24 protein-coding genes and 1 tRNA gene are annotated in these 23543 nt (G+C 69.7%); 13 read left to right on the forward strand and 12 right to left on the reverse strand.

Annotated features, from left to right (window positions below):
* Positions 1-72 precede the first annotated feature (72 nt).
* The 6 genes from ABD212_RS10420 to ABD212_RS10445 all read left to right on the forward strand — a co-directional run bounded on the left by ABD212_RS10420 (position 73) and on the right by ABD212_RS10445 (position 5526).
* A tRNA-Leu gene (locus tag ABD212_RS10420) sits at positions 73-146 on the forward strand.
* A 49-nt stretch (positions 147-195) separates the two neighbouring features.
* Positions 196-1449, forward strand: a complete 1254-nt coding sequence (locus tag ABD212_RS10425) for an alanine racemase (protein WP_344094238.1) — start codon at positions 196-198, stop codon at positions 1447-1449.
* Entirely contained in the window at positions 1446-2759 is a 1314-nt protein-coding gene (locus ABD212_RS10430; protein WP_344094240.1) for a D-arabinono-1,4-lactone oxidase, read from the forward strand. The genes ABD212_RS10425 and ABD212_RS10430 overlap by 4 nt, the downstream gene beginning before the upstream one ends.
* Before the next feature lie 83 nt (positions 2760-2842).
* Positions 2843-3412, forward strand: coding sequence for a LemA family protein (locus ABD212_RS10435; protein ID WP_344094242.1), 570 nt, complete (start codon positions 2843-2845; stop codon positions 3410-3412).
* Positions 3413-3524: 112 nt separating this feature from the next.
* Positions 3525-4412 carry a M48 family metalloprotease gene (locus ABD212_RS10440; RefSeq protein WP_344094244.1) on the forward strand — a complete coding sequence of 296 codons (888 nt, stop codon included), beginning with the start codon at positions 3525-3527 and terminating at the stop codon, positions 4410-4412.
* Positions 4413-4440: 28 nt separating this feature from the next.
* The gene (locus ABD212_RS10445; RefSeq protein ID WP_344094246.1) at positions 4441-5526 is read left to right on the forward strand and encodes a DNA glycosylase AlkZ-like family protein; all 1086 of its coding nucleotides are present in this window, start codon (positions 4441-4443) and stop codon (positions 5524-5526) included.
* A gap of 4 nt (positions 5527-5530) precedes the next feature.
* On the opposite strand, the gene ABD212_RS10450 is transcribed toward ABD212_RS10445, so the two are convergent.
* Together ABD212_RS10450 and ABD212_RS10455 are read right to left on the reverse strand one after the other, a co-directional pair.
* Positions 5531-6439: a hypothetical protein gene (locus tag ABD212_RS10450; protein WP_344094248.1), complete on the reverse strand. Its 909-nt coding sequence runs from the start codon at positions 6437-6439 to the stop codon at positions 5531-5533.
* Between the two features lie 9 nt (positions 6440-6448).
* Entirely contained in the window at positions 6449-7726 is a 1278-nt protein-coding gene (locus tag ABD212_RS10455; RefSeq protein WP_344094250.1) for a winged helix-turn-helix domain-containing protein, read from the reverse strand.
* Between the two features lie 100 nt (positions 7727-7826).
* Here ABD212_RS10455 and ABD212_RS10460 point away from each other — a divergent pair, with 100 nt between their 5' ends.
* Positions 7827-9020, forward strand: a complete 1194-nt coding sequence (locus ABD212_RS10460; RefSeq protein ID WP_344094252.1) for an AI-2E family transporter — start codon at positions 7827-7829, stop codon at positions 9018-9020.
* Positions 9017-10285, forward strand: coding sequence for a threonine ammonia-lyase (gene ilvA, locus ABD212_RS10465; RefSeq protein WP_344094255.1), 1269 nt, complete (start codon positions 9017-9019; stop codon positions 10283-10285). The genes ABD212_RS10460 and ilvA overlap by 4 nt, the downstream gene beginning before the upstream one ends.
* Before the next feature lie 42 nt (positions 10286-10327).
* On the opposite strand, the gene greA is transcribed toward ilvA, so the two are convergent.
* Together greA and ABD212_RS10475 are read right to left on the reverse strand one after the other, a co-directional pair.
* Entirely contained in the window at positions 10328-10819 is a 492-nt protein-coding gene (greA, locus tag ABD212_RS10470; RefSeq protein ID WP_344094258.1) for a transcription elongation factor GreA, read from the reverse strand.
* 86 nt (positions 10820-10905) lie between these two features.
* The gene (locus tag ABD212_RS10475) at positions 10906-11313 is read right to left on the reverse strand and encodes a DUF4307 domain-containing protein (RefSeq protein WP_344094261.1); all 408 of its coding nucleotides are present in this window, start codon (positions 11311-11313) and stop codon (positions 10906-10908) included.
* A gap of 103 nt (positions 11314-11416) precedes the next feature.
* Between ABD212_RS10475 and ABD212_RS10480 the strand changes: the two genes are divergently transcribed.
* Entirely contained in the window at positions 11417-11725 is a 309-nt protein-coding gene (locus ABD212_RS10480) for a hypothetical protein (protein ID WP_344094264.1), read from the forward strand.
* 24 nt (positions 11726-11749) lie between these two features.
* Here ABD212_RS10480 and trhA read toward each other — a convergent pair whose 3' ends face one another.
* Positions 11750-12475 (reverse strand): PAQR family membrane homeostasis protein TrhA, encoded by a 726-nt coding sequence (gene trhA / locus ABD212_RS10485; RefSeq protein ID WP_344094266.1) that lies wholly within the window; start codon positions 12473-12475, stop codon positions 11750-11752.
* A 113-nt stretch (positions 12476-12588) separates the two neighbouring features.
* Here trhA and ABD212_RS10490 point away from each other — a divergent pair, with 113 nt between their 5' ends.
* The 4 genes from ABD212_RS10490 (at position 12589) to ABD212_RS10505 (ending at position 16908) form a co-directional block, all read left to right on the forward strand.
* The gene (locus ABD212_RS10490) at positions 12589-13374 is read left to right on the forward strand and encodes an isoprenyl transferase (RefSeq protein WP_344094269.1); all 786 of its coding nucleotides are present in this window, start codon (positions 12589-12591) and stop codon (positions 13372-13374) included.
* Between the two features lie 54 nt (positions 13375-13428).
* Positions 13429-14550, forward strand: coding sequence for an aminotransferase class V-fold PLP-dependent enzyme (locus tag ABD212_RS10495; RefSeq protein ID WP_344094271.1), 1122 nt, complete (start codon positions 13429-13431; stop codon positions 14548-14550).
* 203 nt (positions 14551-14753) lie between these two features.
* Positions 14754-16109 (forward strand): RNA 5'-3' helicase PhoH2, encoded by a 1356-nt coding sequence (gene phoH2, locus ABD212_RS10500; RefSeq protein WP_344094273.1) that lies wholly within the window; start codon positions 14754-14756, stop codon positions 16107-16109.
* A gap of 202 nt (positions 16110-16311) precedes the next feature.
* Positions 16312-16908 carry a hypothetical protein gene (locus ABD212_RS10505; protein WP_344094275.1) on the forward strand — a complete coding sequence of 199 codons (597 nt, stop codon included), beginning with the start codon at positions 16312-16314 and terminating at the stop codon, positions 16906-16908.
* A gap of 82 nt (positions 16909-16990) precedes the next feature.
* Here ABD212_RS10505 and ABD212_RS10510 read toward each other — a convergent pair whose 3' ends face one another.
* Genes ABD212_RS10510 through xseA form a run of 7 tightly spaced genes read right to left on the reverse strand, consistent with a single transcriptional unit; the run spans position 16991 to position 23505 of the window.
* A complete protein-coding gene (locus ABD212_RS10510; protein WP_344094277.1) occupies positions 16991-17647 on the reverse strand; it encodes a response regulator transcription factor in 657 nt (218 codons plus the stop codon).
* Positions 17644-19158: a sensor histidine kinase gene (locus ABD212_RS10515; RefSeq protein WP_344094279.1), complete on the reverse strand. Its 1515-nt coding sequence runs from the start codon at positions 19156-19158 to the stop codon at positions 17644-17646. Before ABD212_RS10515 ends, ABD212_RS10510 begins: the two co-directional genes overlap by 4 nt.
* A gap of 42 nt (positions 19159-19200) precedes the next feature.
* Positions 19201-20595, reverse strand: coding sequence for a class II fumarate hydratase (locus ABD212_RS10520; RefSeq protein WP_344094281.1), 1395 nt, complete (start codon positions 20593-20595; stop codon positions 19201-19203).
* Between the two features lie 28 nt (positions 20596-20623).
* A complete protein-coding gene (locus tag ABD212_RS10525; protein WP_344094723.1) occupies positions 20624-21238 on the reverse strand; it encodes a carbonic anhydrase in 615 nt (204 codons plus the stop codon).
* Positions 21239-21276: 38 nt separating this feature from the next.
* Positions 21277-21912 carry a DUF4245 family protein gene (locus ABD212_RS10530; RefSeq protein ID WP_344094284.1) on the reverse strand — a complete coding sequence of 212 codons (636 nt, stop codon included), beginning with the start codon at positions 21910-21912 and terminating at the stop codon, positions 21277-21279.
* On the reverse strand, positions 21912-22163 hold the full coding sequence (locus ABD212_RS10535) for an exodeoxyribonuclease VII small subunit (protein ID WP_344094287.1): 252 nt from the start codon (positions 22161-22163) through the stop codon (positions 21912-21914). Before ABD212_RS10535 ends, ABD212_RS10530 begins: the two co-directional genes overlap by 1 nt.
* Positions 22164-22173: 10 nt before the next feature.
* Positions 22174-23505, reverse strand: a complete 1332-nt coding sequence (xseA, locus tag ABD212_RS10540; protein ID WP_344094289.1) for an exodeoxyribonuclease VII large subunit — start codon at positions 23503-23505, stop codon at positions 22174-22176.
* Positions 23506-23543 lie beyond the last annotated feature (38 nt).

Consider the following 23543-nt stretch of genomic DNA (forward strand, 5'->3'; position numbering starts at 1 on the left):
GCGCCCGCCGACGGCTGAGCCGGCGCGCCCGGGCTACCCTGATCACGCGAGTTGCGGCATCCACCGCATCGCGCCCCCGTAGCCCAACCGGCAGAGGCAGGCGACTTAAAATCGCTTCAGTCCGGGTTCGAATCCCGGCGGGGGTACTGCACAGGGCGTCATTCGGCTCGCGCACCGGGCCGTACCCTAGTACGCATGCGCTCTCCCGCAGCGAGCCCTCTGAGTCTCGACCTCCTGACCCCGCCGCCGGCGAAGACGGCCTGGACCGATCCCGCGTCCTATTGGCCATCGCTCTCCCACGCCCTCGAGGGAGTGTCGGGCCCGGTCGCGGCGGTGGACGTCTCGGCGCTGCGCTACAACGCACTCGACATGCTGGTGCGCTCGGGCGGGGTGCCGATCCGAGTGGCGAGCAAGTCGGTGCGCGTCCGCGAGATCATCGCCGCGACCCTCGCGGTTCCGGGATACCACGGCATCCTCGCATTCACCCTGCCTGAGGCTCTGTGGCTTGCGGAGACCCACGAGGACGTCGTCCTGGGCTACCCGAGCGTCGATCGGGCCGCCATCGCGGCGCTCGCCGCCGATGAGCGCGCCGCCGCGCGTGTCACGCTGATGGTCGACGACGTCGCCCAGCTCGATGTCGTGGACGCCGTCGTCGCGCCCGCCGCGCGCCCCGTGCTGCGCGTGGCGATCGACGCCGATGCATCGTGGCGCGCCCCCGGCCTCGGCCACATCGGCGTGCACCGATCGCCCGTGCACGACGCCGCCGAGGTCGCGAACCTCGGCCGTGCGATCGCCGCGCGCCCGGGGTTCCGCCTGGTAGGGCTCATGATGTACGAAGCGCAGATCGCCGGCCAGGGCGACGCGACCGGTCTCAGCGACCCGGTGATCCGGTGGATGCAGCGCCGCTCCGCGAGCGAGCTCCTGCAGCGGCGCGGCGAGATCGTCGCAGCACTCCGCGACATCGCTCCGCTCGAGTTCGTCAACGGCGGAGGCACCGGGTCCCTCGAGCTGACGGCATCCGATCAGGCGGTCACCGAGCTCACCGCCGGAAGCGGTCTGCTCGCGGGTCACCTCTTCGACGGCTATCGCGCGTTCGACCTCGCCCCCGCCGCCGCCTTCGCGCTCGAGGTCGTGCGCAAGCCGGCACCCGACATCGCGACCGTGCTCGGCGGGGGTTGGATCGCCTCCGGCCCGGCGCTCGAGTCGCGCCAGCCGCTGCCGGTCTGGCCCGCAGGACTGAAGATGTTCGGCCGAGAGGGTGCCGGCGAGGTGCAGACGCCGCTGCAGGGCGAATCCGCCCGCGGGCTGAAGGTCGGCGACCGGGTGTGGTTCCGCCACTCCAAGAGCGGCGAGCTCGCCGAGCGCGTCGACAGCTACCACCTCATCGAGAACGGCGCGATCGTCGGCGAGGCTCCGACGTATCGCGGCGAACGGAAGGCGTTCCTATGACACGGCCGGGTGGAACGTGGCAGAACTGGGGACGCTCCGCATCCGTGCGCCCCGTGCGCGTCGAGTTCCCGCGGACGGTCGAGGCGGTGCAGCGCTCGGTGCGGGCCGCCGCCGCATCCGGATTGAAGGTGAAGGCGATCGGCGCCGGCCACAGCTTCACCGGCATCGCCGTGGCGCCCGGTGCCCTGCTGGATCTGACCGACCTGACCGGGCTCGTCGACGTGGATCGCGAGCGGTCCCGTGTGACGCTGCTCGCAGGCACGCGCCTGCATCAGGTGCCGGTGCTGCTGGCACCGTACGGCCTCGCCATGGAGAACCTCGGCGACATCGACCGGCAGTCCATCTCGGGCGCCATCTCCACCGGGACGCACGGCACCGGCGCCCGCTTCGGCGGCATCGCCGCACAGGTCGTCGGCGCCACGCTGGTGACGGCATCCGGCGAACTCCTCGTCGTGAATGAGACCGAGAACGCCGAGCTCCTGCCCGCCGTCGCGCTCGGCCTCGGGGCGCTGGGCATCCTCGTCCATGTGACCCTGCAGTGCGTTCCCGCCTTCGTGCTGCACGCCGTCGAGCATCCCGAGCCGCTGCAGGACGTCCTCGACGGGCTCGATCACCGCGTCGCGGAGTCCGACCACTTCGAGTTCTACTGGTTCCCGCACACCGACCGAGCGATGACGAAGTACAACACGCGTCTGCCCGAGAGCGCCCCCCGGCATCCGCTCTCGCCAGTCGGCAAATGGTTCGACGACACCGTCGTCGGCAGTGGGCTGCACCAGGTTGCCTGCACCGTCGCGAAGGCGGTCCCCGCCACGATCCCGTCGATCAACCGCCTGTCGGTGAAGGTGTGGGGCGATCGCGAGTTCTCGGATGCCTCGACCCGCGTCTTCGCGACCTCGAGGTCCGTGCGCTTCCGCGAAATGGAGTACGCCCTTCCCGCCGAGAACGTCCGGCCCGCATTCGACGCCTTCCGCACGCTCGTGGACGAGCGCGGCTGGCGCATCTCGTTCCCCGTCGAGGTGCGCTTCGCCGCCGCAGACGACCGCTGGCTGTCCACCGCGCACGGCCGAGCGTCGGGTTACATCGCCGTCCACCGCTACTGGCGCGAGGACCCCACCGAGTACTTCGAGGCCGTCGAGCAGATCATGCTCTCGTTCGACGGACGTCCGCACTGGGGCAAGATGCATACCCTGGATGCCGCCATCCTCCGCGATCGGTATCCGCGTTTCGACGACTTCGTCTCGCTGCGCGAGCGGCTCGACCCGGAGCGGATGTTCACGAACGCCTACCTCGACCGCGTGCTCGGCGCCTGACCCTGGGAGTCGGCTCAGCGACTCTGATGCAGGCAGAACCCGGCGGCTAGGATGAAGGCAAACCTCGAACGGAGTCGCTCGCTATGTGGGAATGGCTGATCCCGGTCCTGATCGTGGTGGCGCTCGCCGTCATCGTGGGCATCTACCTGTGGGCGACGTACAACTCGCTCGTCCAGCTGAATGTCCGCGTCGACGAAGCATGGAGCGACATCACGGTCCAGCTCAAGCGGCGGGCCGACCTGCTGCCGAATCTCATCGAGGCGGTGAAGGGGTATGCCGCGCACGAGAAGGCCGTCTTCGAGAACGTGACGAGAGCGAGAGCCGAGACGCTCTCGGCAGGCGGACCCGCCGAGGCCGGCGTGGCCGAGGGTCACATGCAGCAGGCGCTGCGTTCGCTGTTCGCCGTGGCGGAGGCCTACCCGCAGCTGCAGGCGAGTCAGAACTTCCTGCAGCTCCAGCAGTCGATCGTCGACACCGAGGACAAGATCCAGGCGTCGCGCCGGTTCTACAACGGCGGCGTGCGGGAGCTCAACACCAAGATCAGGGTGTTCCCGAACAACATGTTCGCGCGCAACCTCGGATTCGACGAGCGCGAGTTCTTCGAGGTCGTCGATGGTGCGGCCATCTCCGAGCCGCCCCGCGTGCAATTCTGACGGCCATCGGTCGTCGAGCGAGGAGCGAAGCGACGAGACGAAACGGCGTAGGAGGGGGCGCGTTTCGTCTCGCTTCGCTCGCTCGGCGACCGCGGCCTGACCGGAGGGCGACGTGTACACCGCGATAGCGCGCAACAAGCGCAACACGTGGTTCATCCTCGGCGCCTTCCTCGTGCTGCTCGCCGGCATCGGTCTGCTCGCGGGCTGGCTGATGGGCAACAACTGGTGGGTGACGGCGTTCATCCTCCTGTTCGCGGCGGGCTACGCGACGTTCCAGTACTTCTTCGCCGACCGCGAGGCGATCGCCATGAGCGGCGGGCAGGAGGTCACCCAGGCCGAGGCCCCGCGTTACTACCGGCTCGTCGAGAACCTCTGCATCACGACCGGAAGCCCGATGCCGAAGCTGTACGTCGTGGAGGATCCGGCACCGAATGCCTTCGCGATGGGGCGCACGCCCGAACAGGCATCCATCACCGTGACGACCGGGCTGTTCGAGCTCATGACGGACCGCGAGCTCGAGGGGGTGCTCGGGCACGAGCTCGGCCACATCCGCAATTACGACATCCGCGTCTCGCTGATCGTCTTCGGCCTCGTCGTCGCCGTCGGCATCCTCGCCGACCTGCTTCTGCGCGTCGCGTTCTTCGGCGGCGGGCGGCGAAGCGGCAACGGACAGGCCCAGCTCTTCCTGCTGATCTTCGGGCTCGTCGCGGCGATCGTCGCGCCGCTGCTGGCGGGCGCCGTGCAGGCGGCGATCTCCCGCCAGCGCGAGTACCTCGCCGACGCCACGAGCGCGATGACCACGCGCGACCCTGACGGGCTCGCCTCCGCGCTGCAGAAGCTCGAGCAGCACGGCGCGCCGCTGCGGAAGCCGAACACGTCGATGGCGCATCTGTGGATCGCCGATCCGCTGCGTCCCAACGCCATCGAGCGGATGTTCTCGACCCACCCGCCGCTTCCGGATCGCATCGAGCGCCTGCACGAGATGGGCGGATCGTTCTAGCGTCCGTCCGGCGCGCTAGCCTCGCTGGATGGTGATCCGGCTCGACCGCGACGAAGCGCGGCGCATCGCGGTGCGTGCGCAGCTGGTCTCGGCGGACCGCCCGGCGGACATCGTCGAGACCGTCGACGGCCTCACCGTCGTGAACATCGATCCGACGGCCGCGGTCGCTCCGAGTGCGGAGCTGATCCTGTGGAGCCGCCTCGGCTGGCCCTTCCAGCCTGCCGACCTCGCCCGTGCAGCAGAGGTGGATCGCACGGTCTTCGAGTGGACCGGCTTCTACCGCCCGATGAGCGACCTGGCGCTGTATCGGCCGACGATGCGCGGGGCGCCCCACTACGCGCGAACGCGCGAGTGGCTGGCGGCGAACGATCGATTCCACCGCGACGTCCTTGCTCGGCTGCGGGCCGACGGACCCGTTCGCAGCAGCGAGATCCCCGACACGAGTCAGGTGTCGTGGCCGTCGTCGGGATGGACGAACGATCGGAACGTGACACAACTCCTCGAGATCCTCGCCGGCTGCGGCGAGGTCGCGGTGGCGGGGCGCGAGGGAAAGGAGCGCCGGTGGGATCTCGCGGAGCGCGTGTATCCCGCCGAGGTCGAAGAGCTGACGCTCGACGAAGCGCGTACGCGCCGCAATGAGCGGCGTCTCGCCTCCCTCGGGATCGCGCGCGCCAAAGCCGCGGGGCAGCCTGTCGAGCCCCTGGATGTGGGCCACGCGGGAGAGGAGGCCGTCGTCGACGGGGTGGCCGGCACGTGGCGGGTGGATCCCGCCGCGGTCGGAGCGCCTTTCGAGGGGCGCACGGCCCTGCTGTCGCCGTTCGATCGGCTGGTGTTCGACCGCCGACGGGCCGAGGACCTCTTCGGGTTCGAGTACATCCTCGAGATGTACAAGCCCGCCGCCCAGCGTCGCTGGGGGTACTTCGCGCTGCCGATCCTGTACGAGGACCGCCTCGTCGGAAAGCTGGACGCCGCCGCCGACCGCAAGGCCGGGGTCTTCCGCGTGGCCGCGATCCACGAGGACGCCCCGTTCACCGAGGAGATGGCGGATGCCGTGCACCTCGAGATCCGGGAGCTCGCCGACTGGCTCGGGCTGGATGTCACGGGTCTGGCATGACCCGTCAGCGCACCGCGAGCACCATCTCGTCGCCCTGGAACGTCACCGTGCCGCGCAGCGCCCACTCGTCCGTCTCGTAGGTGAAGCTGCCGGGCGCGCCGGCACGAGTGGTTCCGGTCGCGGTCGCGACGATCCGTCCGCCGAGCGCGTCGAACGAGTGGCCGTCCTGCGCCAGAGCGACCACCGGATACGTGTCGATGCGGAACGCGATCGAGTCGAGGGATGCCAGATCGGCGGCCCACGGCACGCGCAGGCCGCAGTTGCCCGGCACCGTGGGTGCCGGCTTCGCGCAGTCGTCGGCGTACGCGTCGAGCCGCTGCTGCGCGAGTTCACCGGCGCCGGGGGACAGTGTCGGCGCCAACGAGACGCTGACCGGTTCCTGATTCGTCACGATGGCCGACGCATCGCCCACGAGGAGTCCCTGCGGTGCGGCGGTCACCGGGTACACCGCCGGGAGCAGGGGGACCGGTTCTCCCGCCGGGACGAGGACTCCACCGACCCGCGCAGAGTCGCCCATCGTGGTCTTCACCTCGAGCGATGCGAGGTAGTCGGCGACCTTCCACCGCCCGTCCTGCTGGGTGAGGGAGAAGGTCACGACGGCCTTCTCGCCGCCCAGTTCGACATCGGCGCGGGCGGTGCGTGCGGCATCCGATTCACCCGACAGCCGGACCGAGTAGTCGGAGATGTGCCCGCTCGCCCCCGAGAACGCCGATTCGAGCTGCCTGCCATCCGAGTCGCCGCCGCCCACGAGGCCCTGGATCGTGGCGAAGTCACCCTCGGACAGGGCGCGCAGGTAGGCGTCGGCGACGGCTTCGGCGCTGGGCGGGCGGGTCAGGAGCCACGCGGCGGTCGCCCCGCCGGCCACCACGAGCGCTGCCGCGGCGACGATCGCGATCACCACACCGCGCTTCACGCGTCCACGCTAGCCGGTGGGCTCGTCGTCGGCGAGCGCGGCCGGCTCGGGTGTGCCGCCGTCGTGGCGGCGGGCCTCGCTCAGCACGTCGGCGAGGTCGTCGACGGCGTCGCCCCAGCGCGACACCGAGATCGACTTCAGCCGCTGCCACTTCGCAGCACTGCGCAGCTCGTCGGCGACGCGCGCGGCGGCGTCGGGGGGAGTGCCGTGCTCCCACCATGCCGATTGCACGAGCAGCGTCGAGGACGCCCGGTCGGCCTTGAGGTCGACGCGGCCGACGATGTCGTCGCCGACGAGCACGGGGAGCGAATAGTACCCGTAGCGCCGTTTCGGCGCCGGGGTGTAGATCTCGATCCGGTACTCGAAGTCGAAGAGCCGCTCCGCGCGGCTGCGGAACCAGACGACGGGATCGAAGGGCGTGAGGATCGCCGTCGCGTCGACCCGGCGGGGGAGCGCGGCATCCCGATGCAGCCACGCCTTCGCCGGCCGCCCTGCGCTCTGCCAGCCCGCCACGGTGACCGGGACCAGCTCACCGGCCGCCTCGAGATCGCGGATCGCGGTCATGACGGCAGGGCGATCCATGATCCGCCAGTAGTCGGCGAGATCGGATGCCGTGGCCACGCCGTACGCGATCGCGGCGCGTCTGATCAGCTCGTGGATCGCGTCAGCTCGCTCCACCGGTGACGCCAGCACCTCCGCCGGGATCACCTGCTCGGCGAGCGCATAGCGCCGCTCGAAGCCGCGCCTGCCGGCGATGGCGACCTCGCCGAACATCCAGAGGAACTCGAGGGCGTGCTTGACGACATCCCAGTCCCACCACGGACCCCGCGCGCCCTTCTTGGCGTCGTGCTCGATCTCGGCCGGCCGCAGCGGACCCCGCTCGCCGAGCTCACCCCGCACCCAGTCGACGATCCCGCGGTTGTGGTTGAACCACCCGTCGGGGTCCGAGCCGTACTTCGCCCGATTCGCGTCCATGCGGAACCGGAACAGCCCCCAGTCCCTGGAAGGGATGAACGAGGCCATGTGGGCCCAGTACTCGACGTACGGGCTCCTGCGGGCGAACAGCAGTCGATCCAGGGCTGCGGTGTCGTAGGGTCCGACGCGCGAGAACAGCGGCATGTAGTGCGACCGCGCGAACACGTTCACCGAGTCGATCTGCAACGTGGCCATGCGCTCGAGCGCGAGATTCAGCTGGCGGGTTCCGGGCGTCGTGGGGCGCGGGCGCGCGAACCCCTGGGCGGCGAGTGCGATGCGGCGCGCTTCGGGGGCGCTGAGCGTGGCCTTCACCCGCGTAAGCCTAGCCAGGCCGTGCGACATCGGCGTCGGCGGCAGGACCGGCCCGTCTGCGCATGACGTCCGCGGAATGCGACCCGCCTAGACTGACGGAATGAGCGGCTCCGACGAAAAGCCACGCGGTTCGCTGGTCGATGCCCTGCGGGACCGCAGCCGGGTCGTCTCGACCGAGGTCTCGGAGTCGATACCGCACGGCCTGCGCGTCGCCACCGCCTACTCCTGGCGATTCCTCGTCGTCGCGGCCGCCATCGGGGTCGGGGTCTGGCTCGTCATCCAGCTGAAGCTGCTCGTCGTGCCCCTGCTGGTGTCGATCCTCGTCTCGGCGCTGCTCTGGCCGGCTTTCGGATGGATGCTGCGCCACCGCTTCCCGCGATGGCTTGCGATCGTCATCTCGATCGTCGGCACCCTCGCGATCGTGGGCGGCCTGCTATGGCTCGCCGTGTGGCAGATCACGCAGCAGTGGTCGTCGGTGCAGGCCCGGACGGTCGAGACGGTCGACCAGTTCCGTCAGTACCTCATCAACGGTCCTCTCGGGCTCACGCCTGCTCAGATCGACGACTATCTCGCCCAGGCGCTGTCCTTCATCCAGACGCAGGCCCAGCTGCTCCTTTCGGGGGCGCTCGCCATCGGAACGACGATCGGTCACGTCGCGGCCGGCGCGCTCCTCTCGCTCTTCATCCTGCTCTGCATCCTCGCGGACGGCGGCGGCATCTGGGGATGGACGGTGCGCCTCTTCCCGAAGCGGTCGAGGGTCGCCGTCGATGGGGCGGGCCGCGCGGGCTGGCTGACCGTCATCAACTACGCGCGCACCCAGCTGCTCGTGGCGACGATCGACGCGACCGGCATCGCGCTCGGGGCGTTCTTCCTCGGCGTGCCCCTCGCGATCCCGATCGGCGTCCTCGTCTTCCTCGGGTCGTTCGTGCCTGTCGTCGGCGCGGTCGTGACGGGGGCGCTCGCCGTATTCCTCGCGCTCGTCTACAACGGCCCATGGATCGCGCTGTGGATGCTCGTGGTCGTCCTCGGCGTGCAGCAGCTCGAAGGCCACGTCCTGCAGCCGCTGCTCATGGGTTCGGCCGTGAAGGTGCACCCGCTGGCCGTCGTGCTCGTCGTCTTCGGCGGCGCCCTGATCGCCGGCATCCCGGGTGCGCTGTTCGCCGTGCCGCTCGCCGCATTCGTCAACGTCGTCACGGTCTACCTCGCGAATCGGACCTGGGAGACGGGACGCCGCCCGCCGCCCGCCGATCTCATCTGGAGCACCGTCCCTCGCCCGAGGAGGACACCCGCGTGAGCAACCCCTCATCCACGTCGCTCTCGTCGCACGCCAAGCCGGCTGCCCCGACACTGGCGGACTTCGAGGATGCCGCGGCGGCACTGGACGGCGTGATCACCCGCACCCCGGTCGACGGCTCGCAGCATCTGTCCGATCTGCTCGGGGTTCCGGTGCACCTGAAGCTCGAGAACCTGCAGCGGACCGGCTCGTTCAAGATCCGCGGCGCCACTTACCGGCTGTCGCGACTCACCGCGGACGAGCGCGCCCGTGGCGTGGTCGCCGCATCGGCCGGCAACCACGCGCAGGGCGTCGCGCTCGCCGCCAACGAGCTCGGCATCTCGGCGACGATCTTCATGCCGCTCGGCGTCCCGGTGCCGAAGCTCCTCGCCACGCGCGGCTACGGTGCGGATGTGGTGCTCGAAGGAGCGACCGTCGAGACGCCGCTCCGGCTCGCCGCCGAGTTCGCCCAGCGCACCGGCGCCGTGTTCATCCACCCGTTCGATCACCCCGACGTGATCGCGGGACAGGGGACGCTCGGCCTCGAACTGCTGGACGAGGTCCCGGACGTCGAGACGATCGTGGTGGGGATCGGGGGCGGCGGGCTCATCGCGGGCGTCGCGGCCGCGGTCAAGGCCCGCGCAGCCATCGAGGGTCGCGCGGTGCGGATCGTGGGTGTGCAGGCGGAGAACTCCGCCGCCTACCCGCCGTCCCTCGCGGCAGGGCATCCGATAGAGATCGCCACCCGCCCCACGATCGCCGACGGCATCGCGGTGGCACGGCCGGGCGACCTCCCCTTCGAGATCATCCGAGAGTATGTCGACGAGGTCGTGACCGTCTCCGAGGACGACATCGCCCGCGCGCTCCTGGTCCTGCTTGAGCGTGCGAAGCAGGTCGTGGAACCGGCCGGGGCTGTGGGCGTCGCGGCGATCCTCGCCGGCAGGATCGCGGCATCCGGACCGACCGTGACCGTCCTCTCCGGCGGCAACATCGACCCGCTGCTGCTTCAGCGCGTCGTCGCGCACGGGCTGGCGGCATCCGGTCGCTACATGACGCTGCGGATCCCGCTGCCCGATCGCCCCGGCCAGCTCGCGCGGGTCTCGGATCTGCTCGCGCAGGCAGGGGCCAACGTCACCGAGGTGCTGCACACGCGTCACGGCCAGGGACTGCAGCTCAGCGAGGTGATCCTTCAGCTGAGCGTCGAGACGCGGGGCGAGGAGCACCGGGCGCACGTCATCGCGATGCTCGAGGACGCGGGGTTCGCGCCCACGGTGGTCCCCGACTGACGCCGGTCGGCACTCAGCGCGGATCGCCCGCGCCGCGGCCGATCACTGCCCGTTGTACGTCTCGACCTTGCGGATCTCGACGCTGATCTCGCGCCCGTTCGGGGCCGTGTACGAGGTCTTCTCACCCTCGCGGCGACCCAGGATCGCCGCGCCGAGCGGCGACGCCTCGCTGTACACGTCGAGTTCGGAGCCGGCCGCGATCTCGCGGTTGCCGAGCAGGAAGACCTCTTCGCCGCCGGCGACGATCGCCGTCACCACGGTGCCGGGCTCCACCACGCCGCTGGCTTCGGGCGCTTCCCCGACCGTGGCGTTCTTGAGCAGGTGCTGCAGGGTGCGGATGCGGGCCTCCTGCTTGCCCTGCTCGTCCTTGGCGGCGTGATAGCCGCCGTTCTCCTTGAGGTCGCCCTCGGAGCGGGCAGCCTCGATCCGCTTGGCGATCTCTTCTCGACCTGTCGTCGAGAGCTCCTCGAGCTCGTGGGCGAGGCGGTCGTAGGCATCCTGCGTGAGGAACGTCACGGGGGCATCGCTGGACACGTCTGACTCCTTCGGTCTGCGGGGGGAGGTCGATATGTCAAACGCCCCGGCTCAGGCCAGGGCGCATCGACTGCAGTCACGACAGACTACGTCACCCAGCAGGCGTTGACAAAACCCGTCGTGGCGAGAGCGGTGGTCGGGATGACCTCGTGAAACGCCCGGGCATGCAGGTCCGAGGCGGGATACTCGACGACCCGCCAGCCCACCACGCCGTGCTGCTCATCCTGCGCCTCCAGCGCGCAGGCGACCGAACGCCCGACGGGTCCGGAGATCTGGAAGTCGAGCCTTACCGAGTGCTCGTCCACGACCTCGTACGACGTGGTGTCGGCGCTCACCGCATCCAGCGAGTTCGACACCGTCATCCATGCGAAGAGCCCGACGGCGACCAATGCCACGACCAGCCCGATGACGATCGCCGCGCGACGCCGGGGGGATCGCCCGCGGCCGTATCGTTCATCGAGCATGTCCTGGGTCGTCGGACCTGACGTCGTCATCGCAGCTCCGTCGCGAGATTAGGCTGGAGTCTCCAGGCTATTCGCTCCCACGAGGCATCCGCGCCACCGTGCGGGAACGCCACCGGGCAGAACGAGGACACCCATGCACGATGCGCTCGCCGCTCTCGCGCGCGCCGCAGCCACCCCGACACCGACTCCGTCCGGCGTCGATCCCACCCTCGTCACGCCGGGCCCGTGGGGATTCGTGGTCGTCGTCTTCATCGCCCTCGCGGTGATCTTCCTGGTGTGGGACATGATGCGCCGGATCCGCCGTGGTCGGGTGCGCGCCGACATCATCGAGGAGCTGGATGCCGAGGAGCAGGCCGCCGCCGCGATGGAGGCGACCGACGTCGACGACCAGCGCACTGACGCGGCGGGCGACGACGACGCGAGCCCGGGCCGCCGCGACTGACTCGCGGCATCCGCAGTGTCGGCCTCAGCCGTGATAGGCGGGGTTCACCGCGATGATCAGGCAGGCCGTCCAGTGGCAGAGGAACGCGAGCACGGTGCAGACGTGGAAGATCTCGTGGAAGCCGAAATGGCCGGGCCACGGGTTGGGCCGCTTCATCGCGTAGACGATGGCCCCGCCGGTGTAGAGCAGCCCGCCGATCGCCACGAGGATCACCATGACGTGGTTCGCCGCCCATAGCTGAGGCAGGTACATGATCGCCGCCCAGCCGAGCACGAGGTAGAGCGCGACGTACAGCCAGCGCGGCGCGTGGATCCAGAAGACGCGGAACAGGATGCCGAGGATCGCGCCGCCCCACACGAGCGACAGCAGCAGCACCGATTGATCGGTCGGGAGTGCGAGCACCGCGATGGGCGTGTAGGTGCCTGCGATCAGCAGCACGATGTTGGCGTGGTCGATGCGCTTGAGCGTGGCCTTGGTCTTGGGTGCCCAGTTGAAGCGGTGGTAGAGCGCCGAGTTGCCGAACAGGAGCAGGGATGTCGCCATGAACACGGCCGACGACCACTTGGCGGCGGGGCCCTGCGCGAGGAGGATCAGCACGATCCCAGCGGCGATCGCGATCGGGAACGTCGCCGCGTGGATCCAGCCGCGCCAGGTCGGCTTGAGGTCGACCGTCGCGTCGATCTCGGCCGCTTCCATGAGCGGCAGCACAGGGACATCCGGGGCCTTTGCCAGGCGGGCGCGTCGGCTCATGCCCCAAGGGTAGGCCCGGCCGCATGCCGGTGAGGGCACATAGGCTGTGCGGTGCCCGTGTGATCCGAGCCTGCGCGTAGGGATGCGCGCGGCGATCGCGGTAGCGTAGGCGTGTGGCGCGCGCTTCGTCGAATGAGGGTCGAGGGCCGCTCTATCGGCTCTACATCAACCGCCTCCGCCGACGCCTGGAGCCCGCCGCGGTGCCCCGGCATGTCGCGATGATGATCGACGGCAACCGCCGCTGGGCTCGTCAGCTCGGATTCGCCTCGGCCGCCCACGGGCACCGAGCGGGCGCGGCCAAGATGCGCGAGTTCCTGGGCTGGTGCGACGACGTCGGCGTTCAGGTGGTGTCGCTGTACCTCCTCTCCACCGACAACCTCATCAAGCGCGACTCGCAGGAGCTGGCCGACCTGCTCGAGATCATCGCGGAGCTCGCGGACGGGCTGTCGCGCGAGCGCGACTGGCGGGTGCAGCACGTCGGCCGCGCCGACGTGCTGCCGCCCGAACTCGTGCGTGTGCTGGCCGATGCCGAGGAGCGCACTCGGCACAACACCGGCCTGCACGTGAACCTGGCGGTCGCCTACGGCGGACGCAGCGAGATCGTCGACGCCGTGCGCAGCATCATCGCCCAGCACGGGGGTGAAGGCGGGTCCCTCGAGGAGCTCGCCCAGAACCTCACCCCCGAGCAGATCGGCGAGCACCTCTACACCGGCGGCCAGCCCGATCCCGACCTCGTGATCCGCACGTCGGGCGAGCAGCGGCTGAGCGACTTCCTGCTCTGGCAGAGCGCGCATTCGGAGTTCTACTTCGTGGAGGCGCTGGGGCCGGATCTGCGCGAGGTGGACTTCCTGCGCGCGATCCGCGACTACTCGACGCGGGACCGTCGCTTCGGCGGCTGAAGCGCGCGATTGGCACCGGTATCACGGCAGGATGCGCCGTGCCAGAATGTGTGCGTGGCGGATCTGGAATCTTTTCTGGCGTCGTTCGACGGGGAGCCGGGCTATCTGGACTGGGCGGCCTTCGGGCCGCTGTCGTCGGTCGTGCGCGCCGATGCGCACGCTGACACCGAGCTTCTGGGGTCGGGGCGCACCTCGAGCGTCGACCTGGTATCCGAGCATCTCGTCGAAGCCTGCGAGCTCGTCGCCGAGCTGATCGGGTCGGATGCCGCGCAGGTCGCGCTGCAGCCGTCGACCACCTACGGGCTCATGCAGGCCGTGTACGGACTCGCCGGCGGACTGATGATCTCTCGCGCCGAGTTCCCCGGGCTGACCGTGGCGGCGACCCGGGCGGCAGACGCGCTCGGTTCCATCGAGGTCCACTGGATCGATCCCGATGACGGGTTCGTCACCCCGGAGGCGGTTCGGGGCGCCCTCACGGACGACATCCGAGCGGTGGCCGTGAGCCTCGTCGACTTCCGTACGGGCTACCGCGCCGATCTCACGGCCCTGCGCGACGTGATCGGCGATCGGCTGCTCATCGTGGACGCGATGCAGGGCTTCGGAGCGATCGAGGCGGACTACACGGCGGCGGACGTGGTATGCGGCAACGGCTACACGTGGCTGCGGGCGGGCCGAGGCACCGGGTTCGCATGGTTCAGCGAACGTGCACTCGAGCGCATCTCGCCGGTGCTCTCCGGGTTCGCCGGATCCACCGGCGATCTGACCGTCGACGCGGTTCCGCCGCCGGACGCATCGGCGCAGGCGTTCACCGTGGCGGGCGCCGATCTGCTCGCCGCAGCACGGCTCGCCACGGCTCTGCGCGACGTACGCGACGTCGGCGTCGGAGTGATCGACGAGGAGATCAGCGACCGCGCCCGCGACGTGGTCCACATCGCCGATCGATACGAGGTTCCGGTGCTCACTCCGCGTGAGCCGCATCGGCATGCCGGAATCGTCACGCTCGCGCCGGGGCCGCGGGATGCCGGCCCGCTGGCTGCATCCCTCGCCAATCACGGGCTCACGGTCACGACGCGATCCGACCTGGTGCGGGTCTCGCCCCACGTGGCGACGGATGCCGACACGCTGCGGCTCTTCGGCGACGCCCTGGCGGAGTTCTCGTCGACGCGGGTGTGGTGAGCCCGCCCCGCCACGCGTGCGGCATCCGGAATTAACCGGACCGTAACCGCCGTCCAGCGTGTCTGGCACCCGGCGGCCGACCACCGGACGTACGTTCATGTCATCGGGCAGAGCGCCCGGTCGGGTCGGCCTCACGGATCGCGACTCGTGGCCCCTGGTCGACTCGTGACTGCCGGGTGAACAACCCGGGGCGGGAGTGGGTTGTGACCACAGGAGCACCACACAAGCAGCACAGCCGGGACATCGACGAGATCGTCGATGAGGCCGAGGATCTCCGCACCTACGTGCTGGACACCTCGGTGCTGCTGAGCGATCCGCGGGCGTTCTTCCGCTTCGCCGAACACAACGTCGTGATCCCCGTCGTGGTGATCACCGAGTTGGAGGGGAAGCGTCACGACCCCGAGATCGGCTACTTCGCACGTCAGGCGCTGCGTCATCTCGACGAGCTCCGCGTGGAACACGGGCGGCTGGACTTTCCCGTCTCGGTAGGAGAAGGCGGGACGCTCCGGGTGGAGCTCACGAACACGGACGCGGGAGTGCTGCCGGCCGGCATGCGCCTCGGCGACAACGACACCCGCATCCTCGCCGTGGCGATGAATCTCGCACAGGAGGGTCAGGACGTGACCGTCGTCTCGAAGGATCTGCCCATGCGCGTCAAGGCGGCCTCGCTCGGGATCAGCGCAGAGGAGTACCTCGCCGAGCAGGCCGTCGACTCGGGATGGACGGGAATCGCGACCCTCGACGTATCGGGCGACGACATCAGCGACCTGTACGAGAGCGAGGTCGCCGCGAGCGACGAGGTCCACGGCCTCCCGGTGAACACCGGGCTCATCATCCACTCCGAGCGCGGATCGGCGCTCGGGCGGGTCACCGGCAACAGTGCGTACAAGCTGGTGCGCGGCGATCGGGAGGTGTTCGGTCTGCACGGCCGATCCGCCGAGCAGCGCATCGCAATCGACCTCCTGCTCGACCCGGATGTCGGAATCGTCTCGCTCGGCGGGCGCGCCGGCACCGGAAAGTCCGCGCTGGCGTTGTGCGCCGGCCTCGAAGCCGTGCTCGAGCGCCAGCAGCAGCGGAAGATCATCGTCTTCCGGCCGCTGTTCGCGGTCGGCGGCCAGGAGCTCGGCTATCTGCCGGGGGATCAGCAGGAGAAGATGAATCCCTGGGGGCAGGCGGTCTTCGACACCCTCGGCTCGGTGGTGTCCCCGAACGTGCTCAACGAGGTCGTGGAGCGAGGGCTCCTCGAGGTGCTGCCGCTCACCCACATCCGCGGGCGGTCGCTGCATGACGCGTTCGTGATCGTGGACGAGGCGCAATCGCTCGAGAGGAATGTGCTGCTGACAGTGCTCAGTCGCATCGGGCAGAACTCGCGCGTCGTGCTCACCCACGATGTCGGGCAGCGCGACAACCTCCGCGTCGGCCGCCACGACGGCGTCGCCTCGGTGATAGAGACCCTCAAGGGGCACGGGCTGTTCGGGCACGTCACGCTCGTGCGCTCGGAGCGCTCCGCGATCGCCGCACTCGTGACCGATCTGCTCGAGGCGAGCGAACTCGCATAACGGGACTGCAGGGCCGGGATGCCGCATCCCGGCCCTGCAGTCTGCGTTCCGACCAGCGTTGGACAGGTCGACGGATGAGAAGAGTCTCATGCGTTTGGGCGCATCAGCGAGGCTCGTTCTGTCACCATTGATGGGTGCGATCGCGCACGAACACGGATGGGGACTCGGTTTGGACAGTCGGACGCGGTTCGCGATAGGTGGCGTGTCCACCGTCGTGGCGAGTGTGGCTGTCGTGTGCGTCGTCGCCCTGACCAACTCGATCGCCCTCGTCGACACCGCCGGTTCCGCGGTCAACCTCAAGCCGATCATGGTGCCCTCCGGCTCGACGACCGCTCGGGTCACCACGCCGTCCGCAGTCGCCCACCCGGCGGCCCCGCCCGCAGCCAAGACGCCGCCTGCGACACCCACCACCCCGGTCGCGGCCGCCCCCGTTTCGCCGGTTGCACCGCGTACGCGGTCCACGCCCGCGGTCATCGTCGCCGCTCCGCCGCCCGCGGCCCATGTCGCTCCGCCATCGGCTGAGGCCGCGGTCGCCGAATCCCGCGCGTCCGGGTCGTGGGGACCGGTCCGCGAGTGGGCGACGAAGGTCGGACTGACCCAGGACCGCCTCGACGAATGGATGCGGCAGCTCCAGACCGAGGTCGGCGGCCTCCCATCCACCGATGAGCGCCATGGCTGGCGCACATCCCATGATTCCACGACTTCCGCGAAAGCGGATGGCAGCACCCAGCGGTCGGCATCGACCGATCTGGGTTGGAGGAAGCGTCAATCGCGCGATTCCCCAGTCCGACGCGATTGATCGATGGCCGGCGTCCCCAGCCCGGCCATTCACAGCCCCCGGTGTCCCCCAGCACCGGGGGCTTCTTCATGCGCGCCCGGGATCACTCCCACCGGTAGCCGGCGCCGCGCACCGTGACGATGTGATCCGCACCGAGCTTGCCGCGCAGATACCGGACGTACACGTCCACGACGTTCGACCCGGGGTCGAAGTCCATGCCCCACACGCGGCTGAGCAGCAGTTCTCGGCTGAGGACGTGGCCGGGGTTGCGAAGGAACTGCTCGGCGAGCGCGAACTCGCGTGTCGACAGATCGACCTCGCGCCCGTCGACGGTCGCGCGGCGGGCCAGGATGTCCAGCACGACATCGCCCTGGACGACGGACACCCCCGACGACAACGGGGTCTCCCGCAGCCGTGAGCGGATCCGCGCCAGAAGCTCCTCGAAGGTGAAGGGCTTCGGCACGTAGTCGTTGGCGCCGCCGTCGAGCCCCTCCACCGTGTCGCGCGTGCTGGAGCGGGCCGTCAGCATGATGACGGGGATGGCCGAGCCGCGGGCGCGCAGCTCGCGCAGCACCTCGAAGCCGTCCATCGTCGGAAGTCCGACATCCAGCAGCACGAGGTCGAACTCGCCGCTCATCACGCGCTCGAGGCCATCGGCGCCGTCGTCCACGATCTCCGTCGCGTAGTCGGCGGACTCGAGCCCACGGCTCACGAACGCCGCGATTCGCGGCTCATCCTCGACGATCAGGATCTTCGTCATTCGGCCGCCTCGCGCTGCAGGACGACGTCGCCGGCCCGCACCGGTGCGGGAAGTTCCGCGGCGGTGGGCGGCGGCAGGTGGACGGTGAAGGTCGCGCCGCCGCCGGGCGTGTCGGAGACGATGCACTGGGCATTGTGACCCTTGGTGATGGCATCGACGATGGCCAGTCCGAGTCCGGATCCGCCGATGGAGCGCTTGCCGTGCGCACGATCGAACCGCCGGAAGATGCTATGACGGGCGGCGGGCGGGATGCCGGCACCGTGGTCGCTGACCCACAGTCTTGCTCCCGTGGCGTCGGAGTGGCTGCCGATCTCGATCGGACTGTCGACGGGGGTGTACTTCGCGGCGTTGTCGGCGAGCTGGAGCCACGCCTGCAGCAGACGGTCCTGGTCGCCCAGGACGACGCCCTCGCCCACTTCGGTGACGCTCCACGAGTGGTCGGGGATGACGGCGACGAGCTCCCCGACCCGCTCGGTGAGGGCCCCGATATCCACGGCCTTCATGGTGTACGTGTCGCCCTCGATGGTGGCCAGCAGGTCGATGTCCTCGACGAGTCGCGTCATCCGATCCAGTTCCGAGATGCCGATCTGCCGCGCGCTCGCGACATCCTCGGCGTCCGAGGGATCCATGAGCTCGAGGTAGCCGCGAACGATCGTGATCGGGGTCTTGAGCTCATGGCGAACGTCGTCGAGCAGCTGCCGCTGCACGTCGACGGAGCCCTCGAGCCGGTCGAGCATGGAGTTGACGGTGCGGGAGAGATCGGAGATGTCATCGTTGCCCTCCGTCGGCAGGCGGGGCGACAGATCCTCGATCGTGATCGCGTCCGCGGTCTCGCGCATATGCCGGATCGGCGAGAGGAGCCGGCTGGTCACGAACCACCCCACGACCCCGATCGCGCCGAGCACGACGATCGCCGACATGATGTAGGTCGTCATCGCCGCCGTCACGGGCTTGAGCTCGGCGCCGAGATCGATCGCCCGGAGGTAGATGCCCTGCTGCGGATCTCCGGCGACCGAGACCGGGATGGCGATGTAGCGCAGCGATCCCTGATCGGTGACCGCCGTGCCCCGCTTGGTCTTGCCGTCGGCCGTCTCGGCGACCGCCCGGTCGATCAGGGCCCGATCCTTCGAGATGTCGAAACCCGAGAGGGTGGCCGGCACGTATCGCGCGGAGCCGTTGATGATGCCGACGGATGCCTCGTTCCGTCCGGGGACGAGTCGCCCGACCGCCGCTTCCAGGTATTGCGACACCGAGGTGTAGTCCTGCGGATCGAGAGGCTCGCGTGCGGTGGTCGCGCCGACGTCGGTGGTCGCGCCGTTCTTTCCCGCGTTGGCGACCGTCTGCATGCTCGCGACCTGCGCGTTCAGGCGGGCGTTGACGTCCTGGATGATCCGCTCGCGCTGCACCAGGAACGTGACGCTGCCGACGATCGCGAACCCGATGCAGGCCACAGCGAGGATCGCTCCCAGGATCCTGACGCGGGCCGAGATGGGCCGAGGTGCGCGAGCCACCCCATGATTATCGCCCAGGCTCGACCCCTACGCGCAGCAGGCTCATCCCGGGTGGGTCATCGAGAGCAGGTCCAGCTTCTCGTCCAGCTGCGCCAGGGTCACTTCGCCGCGTTCCACATAGCCCAGATCGATGACGGCCTCGCGCACGGTGATGCCCTTGGCTACCGCGTGCTTGGCGATCTTGGCGGCGGCCTCGTAGCCGATGAGCTTGTTGAGGGGTGTCACGATCGACGGCGACATCCCGGCATACGCGGCCGAGCGCTCGACATCCGCCTCGAGTCCGTCGATCGTCTTGTCGGCGAGCAGGCGCACGGCATTCGCGAGCAGCTCGATCGACTCGAGCAGCGCGGTTCCCATGACCGGAATGGCGACGTTCAGCTCGAACGAGCCGGACGCCCCGGCCCATGCGATCGTGGCGTCGTTGCCGATCACCCGCGCGCAGACCATCAGCGTGGCCTCGGGGACGACGGGGTTCACCTTGCCCGGCATGATCGACGAACCCGGCTGCAGATCGGGGATGTGGAGCTCGCCGAGGCCGGTGTTGGGACCGGAGCCCATCCACCGGATGTCGTTGTTGATCTTGGTCAGCGAGACGGCGATGGTGCGCAAGGCGCCGGATGCCTCGACCAGGGCATCGCGATTCGCCTGGGCCTCGAAGTGGTCCTTGGCTTCGGTGATGGGCAACTCGGTGTCGGCGACGATGAGCTCGAGCACCTTCTGCGGAAAGCCGAGGGGAGTGTTGATGCCGGTGCCGACGGCGGTGCCGCCGAGCGGCACTTCTGCGACGCGCGGGATGACGGACTGCACGCGCTCGATGCCCAGGCGCATCTGGCGGGCATAGCCCCCGAACTCCTGTCCGAGCGTCACCGGCGTCGCGTCCATCAGGTGCGTGCGACCTGACTTGACGACGTCCTTCCACGCCTCGGCCTTGCCCTCGAGGGCGACCGCGAGGTGGTCGAGGGCCGGGATGAGGTCGTCGATGAGCTCCTGGGTGACGGCGATGTGGACGGATGTCGGAAAGACGTCGTTCGATGACTGCGAGGCGTTCACGTGGTCGTTGGGATGCACGGCCGCGCCGAGATCATGCGACGCGAGCGAGGCGAGCACTTCGTTCATGTTCATGTTCGACGAGGTCCCGCTGCCGGTCTGGTAGACGTCGATCGGGAACTGGTCGGCGAACTCGCCCGCGATGATGCGGTCGGCGGCACGCGCGATGGCGTCCGCGATCGCCGCGTCGAGCGTGCCGAGATCCTTGTTCGCGAGCGCTGCGGCCTTCTTGATGCGCGCGAGGGCGACGATCTGGGCGGGCTCGAGGGGGTCGCCGGAGATGGGGAAGTTCTCCACGGCGCGCTGCGTCTGTGCAGCGTAGAGCGCGTTCTTGGGCACTCGCACCTCACCCATGGTGTCGTGCTCGATGCGGTATTCGATGTCGCTCACTGTGGTCGTTCCTCCGTCGTCTCTCACGTCATGTCTCGTCTTCGGCCGCGCCGATGATGATGTCGGGCACTGCCGTTCCCTCGGCCAGCCGGTAGTTCGCGCCCACGATCGCCAGCCGCCCATCCGCGACCGCGTCGCTGATGAGCTCGGAGGAGTGCAGCAGGTCGCCGACGGTGTCGCGCAGGTGCTCGCGCCCGACCTGCTCGGCATCGATGTGGCCGAGTGCGCCCGCGTCGGCCGCGCTCTGGCGCAGAACGCGGCGGACCGCGGGCACGATGGGGGCGATCTGGCGCCAGATGTGCGGGGGCAGCGCCGGGGCATCCAGCTTCGTGCTCTCGATCGCCGCGCTCACCGCTCCGCATTCGTCGTGCCCGAGCACGACGATCAGCGGCACGCCCAGCACGGCGACGGCGTATTCGAGGCTGCCGATCACGGAGTCCGAGATCACCTGGCCCGCGTTGCGCACGACGAAGAGATCGCCGAGCCCCTCGTCGAAGATGATCTCGGCGGCGAGCCGGGAGTCCGAGCATCCGAACAGCGCCGCTCGCGGTGTCTGGCCGGCCGCGAGTCGATGGCGATCCTCGACATCCTGGCGCGGATGCTTCGGCTCACCGGCGACGAAGCGGGCGTTGCCTCGCTGCATCTCCTGCCACGCTCGGCGCGGGCTCGGTCTATCGGACGTCACGGAGTCTCCTCGCGGAGCCGGACGACCTGAGCGGACACCGCCGCGGCGGCCCGCTCGAGTGTCTTCTCGCCGGCGGAGCCGTAGATCAGCACGATGTCGGGACCCGCGTGCACCCCGAGCGCGCCCGAGACGTTGCCCGCCTTCGACGGATCGGCGATGACGTAGCGGTCCCATTTCACACCGCCGATCGTGACCGTGCCGTCCGTGCCTGCGCCCCCGAGCACACGGGCCGGCCACGCGTCGTCGGCGTCGAACGCCTGCGCGATGCGAAGGAACCCCTCGCTGGGGGCATAGACGACCGTCCAGGCGGGGGTGGAATCGCCCTCGACCGCCGCGCTGTTGACCACCCAGTCATCGGGTGCGGCAGGCACGATCACGGTGCGGCCCTCGGCCTGCTGCACCTCGTGCGCGATCGCCGCGACGTTGATCGGTTCACGAGCGGGCGGCGTGCCGCGCGGGACGCCGAGGACGATGACCGCGACGACCCCCAGGGTCGCGAGCAGGGCCGCCACGAGATTGCGCGTGGTCTTGCTCGCGCGGTACGCCTCTGACGACGCCGCCTTGCGGTCGGCTGTCTCCTGCGGTGTCTCCGGCCTGCCGAGCTCGGCGACCACACGGGGCGCCTGCGCCATCAGCGCACCGGCCCTTCCGTTGTGGATCCGCTCGTCGGGTCGGCACTCGGCGAACGTGCGGCGTCGAGGCGGCGCTTCGCGCCGAGCAGCCACTCCTCGCACCGGGCGGCGAGCGACTCGCCGCGCTCCCACAGTGCCAGCGACTGCTCGAGCGTGGGCGTGCCCTGCTCGAGTTCCGCGACCACCCTCACGAGCTCGTCGCGTGCCTGCTCGAACGTGAGCGATGCCACGTCGGCGGCGGATTCGGTCATGAGTCCCATCTTAGTTCGGCTCGAACGCGGCGCCCGTGGCGTCTCGATCCTGCGCCTCGCCCGGTTCGCCGCCCTCGGCTATCCGCCCCTCGGAGCGCGCCGCGAACGAGCCTCGTCCGACGGTCACCAACAGTCCCATCCCGGCGGGCGCCTGCTCGGCATCCCGCACGATCACACCGTCCCCCAGGTGCGCGATGGCGTAGCCGCGCGCGAGGGTCGAAGCGGGTGAGAGCGCCTGCAGTCCCGCCCGCAGCTCCGCGGTGCGGCGCACACCCGCCTCGAGCGCCCGATCGACCCTGTCTCGACCGCGCGCGGATAGCAGGTGCACCTCGTGGGCCCGATTCGTCAGCAGCGACTCCGGGTCGCGCAGCGCCGGGCGCGAGCGCAGCTGCTCGAGCTGTGCGATGTCATGCGTCACCCGCTGGGCGAGACGCGAGGTCAGCCGCGAGCGAAGCTGGGACACGAGCGCACGCTGTTCGGCGACATCCGGCACCACCCGCTTGGCGGCATCGGTGGGCGTCGACGCGCGCAGGTCCGCCACGTCGTCGAGGAGCGGATGGTCGTTCTCATGCCCGATCGCGCTCACAACGGGGGTTGATGCCGCGGCCACCGCGCGCAGCAGGCGCTCGTCGCTGAACCCCAGGAGGCTCTGCGGGTCGCCGCCGCCACGGGCGATCACGATGACGTCCACCTCGGGATCGGCATCCAGCGCCTTCAGCGCCCCGATGGTCTCGGGAACGCACCGGTCGCCCTGGACGGCGGCGTATGCGGTGCGAAAGCGCACCTGCGGCCAGCGCAGCTGGGCGTTGCGATGCACATCCTTCTCGGCATCCGATCTCTGGCCGGTGATGAGTCCGATGACGTGCGGCAGGAACGGGATGGGCTTCTTGCGGGCCGAATCGAACAGCCCCTCGGCGCGCAGCTGGGCGCGCAGCCGTTCGAGCCGCTCGAGCTGATCGCCGAGCCCGACGTGCCGCATCGACGAGACGCCGAAGCTGAAGTCGCCGCCCTTGACGAAGTAGTCGGCCTTGACACACGCGATGACGTGATCGCCCACCTTGAGGTCGTCCGCGAGCCGTTCGCGCGTCGACGACCAGACGCGGAAGGCGAGCGTCGCGTCGGTCGAGAGGTCTTTCAGGCGGCCGAACACCGCGCCGCCGCGCAGGTTCCACGTCGTGATCTCGCCCTCGACCCAGACCGAGCCCCAGTTCGCCACGAAATCGCGGATGGTCTCGTTGAGGCGTGAGACCGAAGTCGGCGCCTGGGGCGTCGAGTCCCGTGGACGGACCGAATCCGGCGGAGGCGCTTCGCCTGGCGCGGTCTGCGGCTGGAAGGTCGTCATGCGGTCCTTTCGTGCCGGTGCGGCCGGGGCCGCGTCGG

Source organism: Microbacterium deminutum (assembly GCF_039530205.1).
Lineage (GTDB): Bacteria > Actinomycetota > Actinomycetes > Actinomycetales > Microbacteriaceae > Microbacterium > Microbacterium deminutum.